The organism is Pseudarthrobacter enclensis (assembly GCF_030811655.1).
Taxonomy (GTDB): Bacteria; Actinomycetota; Actinomycetes; order Actinomycetales; family Micrococcaceae; genus Arthrobacter; species Arthrobacter enclensis_A.
Genome location: NZ_JAUSRE010000013.1, coordinates 1 through 13,395, shown reverse-complemented (window position 1 = coordinate 13,395; position 13,395 = coordinate 1). Strand labels below are relative to the sequence as shown.

Annotated in this window: 12 protein-coding genes; 8 read left to right on the top strand and 4 right to left on the bottom strand. The window is 63.3% G+C overall.

The annotated features are described in order from the left end of the window. Positions 1 to 115: 115 nt before the first annotated feature. The 4 genes from J2X98_RS13115 to chvE all read right to left on the bottom strand — a co-directional run bounded on the left by J2X98_RS13115 (position 116) and on the right by chvE (position 5,236). Entirely contained in the window at positions 116 to 1,195 is a 1,080-nt protein-coding gene (locus tag J2X98_RS13115) for a maleylacetate reductase (protein ID WP_307308824.1), read from the bottom strand. Between the two features lie 69 nt (positions 1,196 to 1,264). Further along, entirely contained in the window at positions 1,265 to 2,506 is a 1,242-nt protein-coding gene (gene mmsB, locus J2X98_RS13110) for a multiple monosaccharide ABC transporter permease (protein WP_307308821.1), read from the bottom strand. Then, entirely contained in the window at positions 2,503 to 4,041 is a 1,539-nt protein-coding gene (gene mmsA, locus J2X98_RS13105) for a multiple monosaccharide ABC transporter ATP-binding protein (protein WP_307308818.1), read from the bottom strand. Before mmsA ends, mmsB begins: the two co-directional genes overlap by 4 nt. 73 nt (positions 4,042 to 4,114) lie before the next feature. Further along, positions 4,115 to 5,236 carry a multiple monosaccharide ABC transporter substrate-binding protein gene (gene chvE, locus J2X98_RS13100; RefSeq protein WP_307308815.1) on the bottom strand — a complete coding sequence of 374 codons (1,122 nt, stop codon included), beginning with the start codon at positions 5,234 to 5,236 and terminating at the stop codon, positions 4,115 to 4,117. Positions 5,237 to 5,583: 347 nt separating this feature from the next. On the opposite strand from chvE, the gene J2X98_RS13095 reads away from it, so the two are divergent. The 8 genes from J2X98_RS13095 to J2X98_RS13060 all read left to right on the top strand — a co-directional run. After that, positions 5,584 to 7,191 carry an IclR family transcriptional regulator gene (locus tag J2X98_RS13095; RefSeq protein WP_307308812.1) on the top strand — a complete coding sequence of 536 codons (1,608 nt, stop codon included), beginning with the start codon at positions 5,584 to 5,586 and terminating at the stop codon, positions 7,189 to 7,191. 153 nt (positions 7,192 to 7,344) lie between these two features. Next, the gene (locus J2X98_RS13090; protein WP_224025931.1) at positions 7,345 to 8,427 is read left to right on the top strand and encodes a Gfo/Idh/MocA family protein; all 1,083 of its coding nucleotides are present in this window, start codon (positions 7,345 to 7,347) and stop codon (positions 8,425 to 8,427) included. 20 nt (positions 8,428 to 8,447) lie between these two features. Continuing rightward, positions 8,448 to 9,314: a sugar phosphate isomerase/epimerase family protein gene (locus J2X98_RS13085; protein WP_307308807.1), complete on the top strand. Its 867-nt coding sequence runs from the start codon at positions 8,448 to 8,450 to the stop codon at positions 9,312 to 9,314. A gap of 90 nt (positions 9,315 to 9,404) precedes the next feature. Further along, entirely contained in the window at positions 9,405 to 10,418 is a 1,014-nt protein-coding gene (iolG, locus tag J2X98_RS13080; RefSeq protein WP_307308804.1) for an inositol 2-dehydrogenase, read from the top strand. A 137-nt stretch (positions 10,419 to 10,555) separates the two neighbouring features. Next, positions 10,556 to 10,804 carry a hypothetical protein gene (locus J2X98_RS13075; protein ID WP_224025934.1) on the top strand — a complete coding sequence of 83 codons (249 nt, stop codon included), beginning with the start codon at positions 10,556 to 10,558 and terminating at the stop codon, positions 10,802 to 10,804. Positions 10,805 to 10,872: 68 nt separating this feature from the next. Next, complete coding sequence (locus tag J2X98_RS13070) at positions 10,873 to 11,559, top strand: substrate-binding domain-containing protein (protein WP_307308798.1); 687 nt, start codon at positions 10,873 to 10,875, stop codon at positions 11,557 to 11,559. Between the two features lie 97 nt (positions 11,560 to 11,656). After that, entirely contained in the window at positions 11,657 to 12,853 is a 1,197-nt protein-coding gene (locus J2X98_RS13065) for a thiolase family protein (RefSeq protein ID WP_307308795.1), read from the top strand. A 3-nt stretch (positions 12,854 to 12,856) separates the two neighbouring features. Next, a partial coding sequence (locus J2X98_RS13060) for a 3-oxoacid CoA-transferase subunit A (RefSeq protein ID WP_307308792.1) occupies positions 12,857 to 13,395 on the top strand: 539 nt, incomplete at its 3' end.

Sequence of the window (13,395 nt, the reverse complement as noted above, 5' to 3'; positions counted from 1 at the left end):
TGTTTCTGCAAGTTGCGATTGGGCGGGTGGTTTGCCGGGGGCCGCACGGACCCTACGGTAGTGGCTGGCTGGTGCACTACCGAGGGTCCGTGATCCTGCCTTCTTATCCGGTGGATTAGAAGGTGGGGTTAGCGCTCGGCGGCTTGCCTGCCCATGCTGCATGCAGAATGCCGCGGACATCATCGAAGGTGATCGGGCGGGGGTTGCCGTAGGACCGGCTGGTCGCTTCTTCGGCGATGCGGTCGATGTCTTCTTCCTTCATGCCCAGCTCAGCAAGGGTGCGGGGAGCACCGAGTTCTCCGGCGATCTGCCACAGTCTCTCGGCGGGGTCTGCAGCCCCACCAAGGGCGCGGGACAAGGCGGCGGTAGCATCGGGGGCTGCCGGTTGGTTGAAGGCCAGAGCGTGGGGGAGGACGACCGTGTGGGTCTGGGCGTGCGGCAGGTTGAGGGTACCGCCCAGTGCGTGGCACAGCTTGTGGTGCAGGGACATCGTGGTGGCGCCAAGGCAGGCGCCACAAAGCCAGGAGCCGTAGAGGGCATTGCTTCGGGCTTCAGGGTCAGAGCTGTTGGCTACGATGGCCGGCAGTGCGGCTGCCAGTGCCCGGACGCCTTCCTCAGCCATCAACGAGATGATCGGTGTGGCATCAGGAGCGTAGAGGGCCTCCACAGCGTGGGCGATGGCATTGATGCCGCTGGTCACCGACATGCCGGCAGGCAGGGTAGCTGTCAGTTCGGGGTCGTAAACGACGCTGCGGGGCAGGACCCGGGGATCCTTGCCTGTTTCTTTACGCCCGTCGGTCGTCAGCCCCCACACGGGGGTCATTTCTGATCCTGCGTAGGTGGTGGGTACGGCAACGATGGGCAGTCCATGTTTGAGTGCGATTGCCTTGCCGAGCCCGATGGCCGAGCCGCCGCCGACGGCTACGCAGCCGTCCGCACCGACCCTGGCGGCTTCGTCGCTGGCGCGCTGGGCTACCTCGTTCGGGACGTGCATGACTGCTTCGGGGAGCACCCCGACGCAGCGGTCACCGAGTGCCTGGGCCACTCGGTGGCCGGTGTCTTCCTGCTCCGGGGAGCAAAGGACCAGGACTCGCTTGAGCCCGATCTGGTCGAGTTCCTCGGGCAGGGTTGCCAGGGAATTGACGCCGAAACGCACCCGCATGGGGAGGGCTTCGTACACAAACTGGTGGGTCATCGGATGATTCTCCTTAGTGGGAACTTCTCTGGTGAACGGGGGCGTTCACCGGTGGCTTTCGAGGAAGGGTTAGCGTGAGCCGGCGCGGCGCTTGTTGTAGATATCGAACGCGACGGCGAGCATCAGGACCAGGCCCTTGACGACGGACTGAACCGACTGGTCGATACCCATGAGCTGCATGCCGTTGCTCATCACGGCCATGATGAGACCGCCGGCCATGGCGCCGACGACTTTGCCGACGCCGCCGGTAACGGCCGCGCCGCCGATGAAAGCTGCAGCGATGGCGTCGAGTTCGAACATGTTGCCGGCCCCTGGCTGTGCGCCGTTGGAGCGGGAGGAGTAGACGATGCCGGCCACGGCGGACAGGAAGCCCATGTTCACGAAGATCCAGAAGTTGACGCTGCGGACCTTGACGCCGGACAGGGCTGCGGCGACGCGGTTGCCGCCGATGGCGTAGACCTGACGGCCGAAAACGCTTCGCTGCATGATGACGCTGTAGACCATGATGAGGATGGCCAGCATGATCAGCACGACCGGCATGCCGCGGGCGATGGCAAGCTGCCAGGCGAAGACCATGACTGCGATGGCGATGACGAGGATTTTGGCGATGAACAACGGAAATGATGGGACGACCTGGTTGTAGCCGATCAGGGTTTTGCGGGTCCGGTACTGGTTGAAGGCGTAGCCGATCACGGCGATGGCGAAGATGAGGAGGGTGAAGATGTCGTATCCGGCGCCTCCCAGGAGGCCGTTGAGGAAGCCGGAAGCGATTTGGCCGTAGTCAGCCGGGAAGGGGGAGAGGGAGACGTTGTTCAGTACGACCAGGGTCAGGCCGCGGAAGAGGAGCATGCCGGCGAGAGTGACGATGAACGCCGGAATTCCGACGTAGGCGACCCAGTAGCCGTGCCAGGCTCCAATGGCCAGACCAGTGGCGAGGGCGGCGACGACGCCGACCCACCACGGTTGGCCGTGCTGGATCACGACGGTCGCCGAAACGGCGCCGGTCAGAGCTACGACCGAACCCACCGACAGATCGATGTGCCCTGCGATGATCACGATGACCATGCCGATCGCCAGGATCAGGATGTAGGAGTACTGCAGGACGATGTTGGTGATGTTTCCGGGGCCCAGTGAGGCGCCGCCGGTGAGCGCTGCGAACAGGGCCACGATCGCCACGAGCGCGACGTAGATCCCGCTGGTGCGCAGGTTACGGGTGAACAGCTCGCGGATTTCGCTGGTTCCGGTATTGACGACCGCTGCTGCGGCCGGCGCATCTTTCCTTTGGGATCCCCGGGGGGCTGTCACGGTCATGCTGTGAGTTCCTTCTCTTTGGTCATGAGTGTCATGAGGCGTTCCTCGGAGGCGTCAGCCTTGGGCAGCTGCCCGGTGATCCGGCCTGCGGAAAGCGCGTAGATGCGGTCGCAGGTGCCGAGCAGTTCGAGCAGATCCGAGGAGATGACCACGACTGCCTTTCCGGCGTCCACGAAGCTGTTGATGAGGGTGTAGATTTCGTATTTCGCGCCGACATCAATGCCGCGGGTGGGTTCGTCCAGGATCAGTACCTCGGGATCCGTGAGCAACCACTTCGAGAGCACGACTTTCTGCTGGTTCCCGCCGGAGAGTTTGCCGACGATCGATTTCACGTTGGGGGCCTTGATGTTCATCGATTTCATCGCGAACTCGGCTGCCCGGGCTTCTTCGTGGTGGTTAACGAAGCCCCAGCTCGCCAGTTTGCCCAGTGCTGCGGCTGAGACGTTGCGGGCGATGTCATCGATGAGGTTCAGGCCGAAGGCTTTGCGGTCTTCGGTGGCGTAGGCGATCCGTGCTTCGATGGCTGCGGCGACGGATCGGGTGTGGATCTCCTTGCCGTGCATGAAGATTTTGCCTGATACGTACTTGCCGTAGGAGCGGCCAAACAGACTCATCATCAACTCGGTGCGTCCGGCGCCCATGAGCCCGGCGATGCCGATAACCTCTCCGGCGCGAACTTCGAAGCTTGCATCATCGACGACCAGGCGGTCCTGGGTGGGGTGCTTGACCGTCCAGTCCTCCACCCGGAGAACGACCTCGCCCGGGTTCGAGTCACGGTCGGGGTAGAACGCTTCGAGGTCCCGGCCGACCATCCCGCGGATAATGCGGTCGACATTCACGTCGGGATCCGCCATGTCCAGGGTTTCCACGGTCTTCCCGTCCCGGATGACGGTGGTGTGGTCTGCGATCGCTTCGATCTCATTGAGTTTGTGCGAAATGATGATCGAGGTGATGCCGCGGTCGCGAAGCGCCCGTACCAGATCAAGCAGGTGGGCGGAGTCATTGTCGTTGAGCGCCGCGGTGGGCTCATCGAGGATGAGCAGCTGCACTTCCTTGGACAGGGCTTTTGCGATTTCGACCAGCTGCTGCTTGCCAACGCCAAGCTGCCCCACCGGGGTGGTGGGCTCTTCCCGCAGACCGACGGAGGCGAGGAGTTCGGCGGCCTCGGCGTTCGTCTTGTGCCAGTCGATCAGTCCCGAGGCTCCGCGGCGTTCATTGCCCAGGAAGATGTTCTCGGCGATCGACAGGTCAGGCACGAGGGCCAGTTCCTGATGGATGATCACGATGCCGGCATGCTCTGAATCCCGGATGCCGGAAAAGGAACACGTCTGGCCCTTGAACAGGATGTCGCCCCCGTAGCTCCCGGCGGGGTAGACGCCGGAGAGGACTTTCATGAGAGTGGACTTGCCTGCACCATTCTCGCCGCAGATGGCGTGGACCTCTCCGCGTTCCACGGCCAGCGAAACGCCGGACAGCGCTTTAACGCCGGGGAAGGTCTTGGTGATGGATTGCATTTCCAGGATGTGGTCGGCCATTGGCCCGCCGTCCTATCGGTCTTGTAGGGGAGAAGGGGCCGGGAGGGGCACTGGGTGCCCCTCCCGGGGGCACTTACTTAAGGCGGCCAGCTGCAACCTGTTCAGCGGTGTAGTAGCCGGAATCGATCAGGGCGGACTTGATGTTGTCCTTGTAGATCGGCTGGATCGGTACCAGGAACGAGGGGACGATCTTGGACCCGTTGTCGTAGGACTTGGTGTCGTTGATTTCCGGGTCCTTTCCTGCCAACAGGTCCTGGGAGGCTTTTACAGCCTGGGCGGCCAGGGCGCGGGTGTCCTTGAATACCGTGGAGAACTGGACACCATCGTTGATGGACTTGATGGAGGCAACCTCGGCGTCCTGGCCGGTGGTGACAGGCATGGGCTTGGGCTGTGATGACAGCGTCGGGCCGTAGCCGGCGTTGTGAAGGGCGGTGATGACGCCGCGGGCGATGTTGTCGTTGGGGGTGAGGACACCGTCCAGCTTGGCGCCGCCGCCGTTGTAGCCGGCGGTCAAGAGGTTATCCATGCGCTCCTGCGCCTTTTGCTGCGACCAGTTTTCGGTCGCCACCTGGGAGAGCTTGTTCTGCCCCGACTTCACCACGAGGGTGCCGTTGTCGATGTACTTCTGCAGCACAGACATGCCGCCGTTGAAGACGAAGGTTGCGTTGTTGTCATCAAGCGATCCACCGAAAAGCTCGATGTTGAATGGGCCCTTTGCAGATCCTTCGGTACCGTCCTTATTGAGCACACCGAGGCCAATGAGCAGCGAGGTGGCCTGCTGCGCCCCGACCTTGAAGTTGTCGAAGGTGACGTAGACGTTCACGTTGGGGCTGTTTCGGACGAACCGGTCGTAGGAAACGATCGGAATCTTCGAGCCTGCTGCCTGCTGCAGCTGCGGGGCCAGTGCCGTTCCGTCCAGCGGAGCCAGGATCAGCAGGTTCGCACCCTTGGTCATCATCTGGTCCACCTGCCGCTGCTGGGTGGGGATGTCATTGTTCGCGTACTGAAGGTCAACCTGGTAGCCGGCCTTTTCAAGACCATCCTTGATGGCCTTGCCGTCCGTGATCCACCGCTCTTCGTCCTGGCTGGGCAGCGATACGCCGATTCGGGTGTCACTGGCTGCCTTGGGAGCGCTGCCCGCCCCGGCGCCGCCGCCGGCGCCGCCACCTGCACAGCCTGCAAGCACCAGTGACATAACTGCCGTTGTAGCGAACAAGCAAATCTTCTTAAACACCGTTCTCCTCCTTTGGAGAGCCGCGTGACGCTGAAGGCGTCAGCTCTGCGTCGGCATGACCGCCGCGCCGAAATTCATCTGTGATTGCGAGCACTTGGTGCCGTACAATGGACACCATGTTCGCACAGTACCAGCTATTGAAGCTAGTGGTGTTCCAAATTACATTTCGACGGGCCAGTTGAAAGCCTTTCCGGAAAGCTATGAGGGCAGCGAACATCCTTGACTTGAAGGAGTCAGGCGCGGCGCATCCGCGCGAGCGAGGACGCGAGTGCTAACTGTCCCGGGAGGGGCAAGAAAAGAGGCGGTTGGTGAACACCATTCAGCTGTTGATGAAGGCCAGCCAGGTCATAGACGAACTGGCTCGAATCGGCCAATCGACACCGGCGGAACTGGCCAAAGTAGTGTCCGAGCCCCGGCCGACCGTTTATCGGATCGTCGCAGCCCTGGAGCAGGAGAAACTCGTACGGTCGGGCGGTGACGGCAAACTTGAGCTGGGGACTGGAATTCTCAAGCTTGGTGACGCTGCGGCGGACGCCCTTGTGGACCGCTCAGAGCTGCGGTCGCAGCTGCGGTGGGTCCGTGGGCAGCTTGGCATGAGCGCGTTTTTCTGCGTGCTGCGGGAGTACGGCGCTGTTTGCCTGGATCAGATCCAAGGGGCGGACGTTGACCTGCTCGGCCTTGCGCCGGGTCGCACCCTCCCTCTGCACGCTGGCGCCGCACCGCAGGCGCTGCTGGCGTTTGGGTCACCCGAATTCCGGGAGTCCGTGCTGGCCTCGGGGCCATACCCGAGCATTGCTTCACAGACACCGCTGTCCGGCGAACAGTTGCGGGAAAGAGTGGACCGCACGGCCCGCCGCGGATGGAGCGTTGAGGACAGCGAGGTCATCGAGGGCGTCGCCTCAATCGCCGTTCCTGTGTTCCGCCGGGACGGCACTCTGCTTGGGGCCATGTCGGTCGCCGGCCTTCGCGCTAATGTCCAGGGGCAGGAAGAGAGAGCTCACCGGATACTCAATGCCGCCGCCAAGGCCATCGCGGCCTCCATGGCGCAGGAAGACCCCAACGACACGCGGGACGCTTCGCGTCTGGATCCCCCCGAAGGCTCTGAACGGGACTCGCCGCGCGCGCCCGCAGTGATCGCCAAAGCCAGCGCATTGATGAACGCTCTCGCCGAGGAACGGATTGCCACCTCTACCCGGCTGACGGAACTTCTCGAGGAACCCCCGAGCTCGGTCTATCGAATGTTGGCCACCCTGGCGGAAGCCGGCTGGGTGGAACAAATCGGACACCGCGGGGCGTACCGGATCGGAAGCAAGCTGCTGTCCCTCTCCAGCGAACTTACCCAGCGCTTGGACATTCGTCGCGCAGCGGCTCCTGTCCTGCGCGAAATCCATGCAAAGACGGGGGAGACGACCTTCTTGTGCATCCGCAGCGGTACACGGGCTGTCTGCATCGAGCGTATCGACGGGATAAGGGTCAACAGCAGGGTCCTGAAACTCGGCGAGTCCCTTCCACTGCATGTTGGCGCGGCACCCCGGGCCTTGCTCGCGTTCGAGGACCGCTCGTCCTGGGACGAGTACGCGGCAATTGTTGCCAGCAGTGGAGAGCCCTGGCGTGATGTCAGAACCCGATCCGAGTTCTATTCGGGCCTGGAGCAGATCCGGGGCCAGGGCTTTGTGATCAGCGATAACAATGTGACCCCCGGAATCGCTGCCATCGGAGCCCCTGTCTTTGACCATCGCGGTGGGGTAGCCGCCTCCTTGTCTGTCAGTGGCCTTCGCGAGGGCATGCTGTCCCGGCCGGCGGGCGCTGAACCTATCGTCGATCTCGTCCTCGCGGGGGCCCGCGCCTTGTCCGAGTACCTTGGGGCGCCGGCTATAGCCAAAGCGGATGCAGACGTGTCACATGTCATAGCTTGACCCGACGCCCCGTCCGTGACATGCTTCCGGACAGGGTGTCCACTAGGTGACACCGAAACTAAATTTCTCGGCGTGACAGACATGGCTCACCGAACCTGCACGCACACCACCGAAATCGCACCAACCTGGGTGCTCAGTCGAAGGAGACAAGCGTTGGAACCGATCGTCGTAGGACTCTTAGGAATCACACACCCGCACGCTTCTGCCCGGGTTCGCGCCCTGCGTGAAATCGAGGGCGTTGAGGTACTCGCAGCCGCTGACGAGGATTCCCGGCTGAAATACTTCACCGATAAGTACGATATGGAGCCGCGCGACATCGATTCGCTGCTCCAGGATGAGCGCATCAACGCGATCATGGTCCACTCCAAGAGCAAGGACATGGTTCCCCACGCGCTCCGGGCCCTCGCCGCCGGCAAATCCGTCGTCGTCGAAAAGCCGGGCGGAGGCACCGTCGAGGACCTCGAGCGGTTGGCCGAGGCCGAAGCCAAAGCCGCCCCCGGCCTCGTTGTGCAGGTCGGTTACAACGTGCGCCTCGCACAGTCCATCGCCGAGGCCAAGAAGCTAATCGCGGACGGCGTCATCGGTGAAGTCGTCTCGGTATCCGCCCGCGGCGCCGCCCTCGTCGGTGAACACCTGACCGCGCACCTGAACCAACCCGCGGACATGGGCGGCGCCCTCTGGATCATCGGATGCCACATGCTTGACTCCCTGGTCCACATGTTCGGCGCCCCCGACTCGGTCAACGCGCGCGTCCACAAGTCCGGCCGCCTCTCGGATGAGAAGAGCCGCGAGGACTCTGCCGCCGTCCTGCTGAACTACCCGGACATGTCGGTGACCTTCAGCTTTGACGGACACGACCACCTTGAGTGGTTCGAAAGCTCCAGGGTCTCCGTCTACGGGACGGGCGGCATGCTCGAAATCGGCATACTGCCCCAGAAACTCCGTGTGTACGTGGACCAGGACCGCGCCGGGTGGCGGGCCGGATGGACCGAATGGACCCAGAGCTACTTCACCCCGCCCTTCGCCCGGACCGAACTCAATAAGTTCTCGGAACTTCCGGAACTGGAAAACATCAGCAACTTCCACCCTGAGATGCGCGGCTGGGTCGACAGCATCCGCACAGGCGCGCCGGTCGTCGCGCCCGTCGCTGATGCCCTTGCCGTCGCCCGGATCGTTGAGGCATGCTACCGCTCCGAGAAGGAGCAGGGAGCATCCGTCGAGGTCGAGAGCGCATGAACTCCCAGAACAAGGAAACCGTGACTCCACAGCTAATTGCCACCTGCTGGGTGAGTGCAGGGGACACCGCCCCCGGCCTCCCGGACGAGACCAGCCCCATCCCGATCGAGGAGCGCATCGAACTGATCGCCCAGACCGGATGGTCCGGCATCGGTTTGGTGCACCACGACCTGCTGCAGGCCCGCCGAACCATCGGCTACGCCGAACTCTCCCGGATCATCCGCGAGGCAGGAATCGACATCGTCGAGGTGGAGTTCCTGAACGGCTGGTGGACCACCGGTGCCGAGCGCGCCGAATCCGACATCCAGCGCGCCGAATTGTTTGAAGCCGCGAAGGCCCTGGGCGCGCGGCACATCAAGGTCGGAGCCGGCGAGACAGACAACCCTCTTCCGCTGTCGACGATGGCCAGCGCCTTCGCTGATTTGGCGGACGAAGCTGCCGAATCCGGCATACGGCTGGCACTGGAGGCCACGCCTTTCTCCCACCTGCGCACAACCCAGGAAGCGGTCAAGGTCGTCACACACTCCGACAGCCCGGCCGCGGGTCTGATGATCGATATCTGGCACACCCACAGATCAGGACTCTCACATGACGACCTCTGGGACGTCGTACCCATGGACAGGGTTTTCGCCGTGGAAATCGATGACGGACACAAGGACGTCGTCGGCAGCCTCTTCGAAGACACCATCAACAACCGCGCCTACTGCGGCGAAGGGGACTTCGACACCCGCAGGTTCATCCGACGAACACTGGATGCCGGATACAAGGGCCCCTGGGGTGTGGAGATTATCTCCGCCGAACACCGCAGCCTCCCCGTAGCGGAGGGCCTCAAACGAGCCTATGAGACCGCCATGAACTGCTTCCCCAGTACCGTAAACGCCCGCTGACCAGCACCGCGCACGAGGCCGGCCCAGTACGGACCGGCTCTGAACACGCATCGGTGTAAAACCGACTCCAACTTTCTGAAAGGCCACACCATGTCCAACGACAAGCGCCTGCGTCTGGCCCTTTTCGGCTCCGGCCGCATCGGGCAGGTACATGCACGCAACATCGCAGCACACCCGAACATCGATCTCGTCCTGATCGCTGACCCCTTCATCGACGGGGCACGCCGTCTGGCGGAAAGCACCGGCGCCCGCGCCGTGCAGGACCCCGAAGAAGTCTTCGCTGACACCAGTCTGGACGGGGTCATCATCGGCTCGCCCACCAGCACTCACGTGGACCTTATTTCCCGCTCGGTAGCCCGAGGCCTCGCCGTGCTCTGTGAAAAGCCCATCGATCTGGACATCGACACCGTCCTCGCGTGCCGCGAACAGATCAAAGACTCCACTGTCCCCATCATGCTCGGGTTCAACCGGCGCTTCGATCCCTCCTTCGCTGCTGTGCGCGCCAGGGTGGAAGCCGGAGAAATCGGCAAGCTGGAACAGCTCACCATCACCAGCCGCGACCCCGAGCCGGCGCCACGGGACTACATCGCCGGATCAGGCGGCATCTTCAGGGACATGACGATCCACGACCTGGACATGGCCCGTTCCTTTATCCCGAACATCGTCGAAGTCTCCGCAGTGGCCTCCAACGTCTTCAGCAAAGACATCGAAGAGCTTAACGACTTCGATTCCGCCGTAGTGACTCTGCGCGGCAGCGAAGGCGAGCTCATCACCATTACCAACTCCCGTCACTGCGCTTTCGGCTACGACCAGAGGCTGGAAGCATTCGGGCCGGACGGCATGCTCTCGGCGGCCAACGTCGCGCCCACTACCGTCCGCAAATCCGGTGCCAAAGGTACAGAAGAAGCAGACGCCTACTACCCCTTCTTCCTCGAACGCTACCCGCAGGCCTACTACGCAGAGCTGGATGCATTCGCGCACTCCATCCGGAGCGGGGCAACCACCTCACCGAGTTTCGCCGACGGGGTTTCCGCCCTGATCCTGGCGAACGCGGCAGCGGAATCCGCCGTCACCGGCAAAACCGTGAGCGTCGTCGAGCTCTAGCACTCCCCATTGGGGGTTCGCATCGCGGATGCGAACCCCCAATCGCAAATCGCTACGTTATTCAGTTCTATCGCTTCAGCTGCCCGTCCCCGCCGGCGAATACTGCCGCTATGGGCAGCCCAGGATCAAGGAGACCCATGGCAACCGGTAAATGGGCCTGGACTGTCAGCGAAGGCGACGTCGTCGCATGGGCTGACAGGAAGCAGCGCCTCCACGGAACAGTCGTGGAAGCTGCACCGGAGCTCGGCGTCGCATGGATCATCGACATCGTTTACGGGGAACGCCACATGGTGATGATGCAGGATCTTCTTCCTGAATCCCCGGCTGCCCCCGGATTCGCCGTCCCGTTGTCTCAGTTTCAGGCGCCTCAACGGCCGACAAGCTAATAAGAATCCGGGGTGATTCGGCACCTTCCCATCGCTGAGAAGCACCACGAGAAAGAAACGAACCCCCAGTGAAAGTCTTTAGCTCTCCGGCCGTCAAAAAGGCCCTCGATGAAGTCATCGATCTGTTCCAACAGGCAACGGCAGTCGGCGTTGAGGCTGTCTTTGAGCCAACAGGCCAGCTGCTTGGACGCATAGAAGCCCGTGAACCGTTCGATGCGATGATCGCGGTAAGCGGCTCGTTCGCGTCGTTGGGGCCCGTAATCGATGCCAGTACCCTGACACCTGTGGCTCGCGCCGGCATCGGTGTCGCCGTCAACGGCGGCACTTCAGCCCCTGACATCTCGACGGCCGAATCCTTCATCAAGACCATCCGCGGCGCCAGGTCGGTAGCCTACTCCGGTATCGGAGCCAGCGGAGCCTACTTCTCGACACTGCTGGAAGACCTGGGCCTGAGCGAAGAAGTCGGCTCCCACGCCACCGTCGTCAAAAAGGGTTACGTCGCCGAAGCCGTCGTGGACGGCACCGCGGATATAGCAATCCAGCAGCTCAGCGAACTGCTGTTCGTACCCCAAGCCCACATCGTCGGTCCACTGCCCCCCGAGTTCCAGCACTACACAGAATTCTCTGCGGCAGTAAGCGCCGGCTCCACTACACCAGTGGAAGCGCAGTCCTTCGTATCCTTCCTAGCCTCCCCGGCAGCACAAGCCAAATACCTGCAAACGATGCTCGAACTGCCAACGGCCCCCGCCAAATAGAGCGCCATTCCGGAGCTGACCTTCCAGGCCCAGCCGAAACGGCCCACCGCCGACATTTTGTCTTCTCCACCATGACAGCGAAAAGAGACTCCACCCGATGAACCAGGCTTTTGTGTACGACGCCGTGCGCACCCCTTTCGGCAAGTTCGGCTCCGGCCTCGCCGCCGTCCGTCCCGATGACCTCGCCGCGCATGTGATCAGGGAATCCGTGAAGCGCGCCCCCGGCCTTGATCCCGAGCGGATTGATGAGGTTGTGTTCGGCAACGCGAACGGCGCGGGCGAGGAGAACCGCAACATCGCCCGGATGGGCACGCTGCTGGCCGGGCTCCCGGTGTCCATCCCGGGCACCACGGTGAACCGGCTCTGCGGGTCTTCGCTGGATGCGGCGATCATCGCTTCCCGCCAGGTCAACGCCGGCGACGCGGACCTGATGCTCGTCGGTGGCGCCGAGTCGATGTCCCGCGCGCCCTGGGTGCTGCCGAAGACGGAGAAGCCGTACCCGGCCGGGGATATGACCCTGGCGTCCACCACGCTGGGCTGGCGCCTGGTGAACAAGGCGATGCCCAAGGAGTGGACCATTTCCCTGGGCGAGGCCACCGAGCGGCTCCGCGAGAAGTACGGCGTGAGCCGGGAGGCGCAGGATGAGTTCGCCGCGGCCTCGCACAACCTGTCCGCCGCCGCCTGGGACGAGGGGTTCTATGACAACCTGGTGGCTCCGGTGCCGGGAACGGACCTGGTGCGGGACGAAGGGGTTCGCCCCGGCTCGTCCGCGGAGAAGCTTGCGGGGCTCAAGACGGTGTTCCGGACCGAGAACGGCACGGTTACCGCCGGCAATGCGTCGCCGTTGTCCGACGGCGCCTCCGCGGCGTGGATCGGGTCCGAGGCGGCCGCAGGGCTGCTGGGGTTGGATCCGCTGGCGCGTATTGCCGGGCGTGGCGCGCACGCGAACGATCCGCAGTACTTCGGCTACGGCCCCGTCGAGGCGGCGAACAAGGCCCTCGAAAAGGCGGGCATCGGCTGGGAGCAGGTGGGCGCCGTCGAACTTAACGAAGCGTTCGCCGCGCAGTCCCTGGCCTGCATCAACGCCTGGGGTATTGACCACTCCATTGTGAACCGGCACGGCGGGGCGATCGCGATGGGCCACCCGCTGGGTGCTTCCGGGGCCCGGATCCTGGGTACCCTGGCCCGGTCCCTGCAGGCCTCGGGTGAACGCTGGGGTGTGGCTGCGATCTGCATCGGGGTGGGCCAGGGCCTGGCCGTCGTCCTTGAAAACGTCACCGCTGGAAAGGCGTAAGTAATGCTGATTTTTGTTGATTCGGTCCAGGAGGCCGTGGCCGGGATCAAGGACGGCTCCACCGTGATGATCGGCGGGTTCGGCAACGCCGGCCAGCCGTTTGAGCTGATCGATGCGCTGCTCGAGTGCGGTGCCACGGACCTGACCGTGGTGAACAACAACGCCGGGCAGGGTGACCAGGGCCTGGCGCTGCTGATCAAGGAGGGCCGGGTGAAGAAGATGATCTGTTCCTTCCCGCGGCAGTCCGATTCCTGGCACTTCGATGCCAAGTACAAGGCCGGCGAGATCGAGCTCGAACTGGTGCCGCAGGGCAACCTCGCCGAGCGGATCCGCGCCGCCGGTGCCGGTATCGGCGGGTTCTTCACCCCCACCGGCTACGGCACCGTGCTCGCCGAGGGCAAGGAAACCCGGTTCCTGGACGGCAAGTGGCAGGTCTTCGAGACCCCGATCCACGCCGACGTCGCACTGATCAAGGCACTCAAGGCGGACGGGAAAGGCAACCTCGTCTACCGCAAGACCGCCCGCAACTTCGGCCCCATCAT

What these genes read in the sequence shown, in the direction of transcription:
- mmsB (WP_307308821.1), bottom strand. Translation starts at nt 2,506, where the DNA reads ATGACCGTGACAGCCCCCCGGGGATCCCAAAGGAAAGATGCGCCGGCC.
- mmsA (WP_307308818.1), bottom strand. Translation starts at nt 4,041, where the DNA reads ATGGCCGACCACATCCTGGAAATGCAATCCATCACCAAGACCTTCCCC.
- J2X98_RS13075 (WP_224025934.1), top strand. Translation starts at nt 10,556, where the DNA reads ATGGCAACCGGTAAATGGGCCTGGACTGTCAGCGAAGGCGACGTCGTC.
- J2X98_RS13115 (WP_307308824.1), bottom strand. Translation starts at nt 1,195, where the DNA reads ATGACCCACCAGTTTGTGTACGAAGCCCTCCCCATGCGGGTGCGTTTC.
- iolG (WP_307308804.1), top strand. Translation starts at nt 9,405, where the DNA reads ATGTCCAACGACAAGCGCCTGCGTCTGGCCCTTTTCGGCTCCGGCCGC.
- J2X98_RS13065 (WP_307308795.1), top strand. Translation starts at nt 11,657, where the DNA reads ATGAACCAGGCTTTTGTGTACGACGCCGTGCGCACCCCTTTCGGCAAG.
- chvE (WP_307308815.1), bottom strand. Translation starts at nt 5,236, where the DNA reads ATGTCACTGGTGCTTGCAGGCTGTGCAGGTGGCGGCGCCGGCGGCGGC.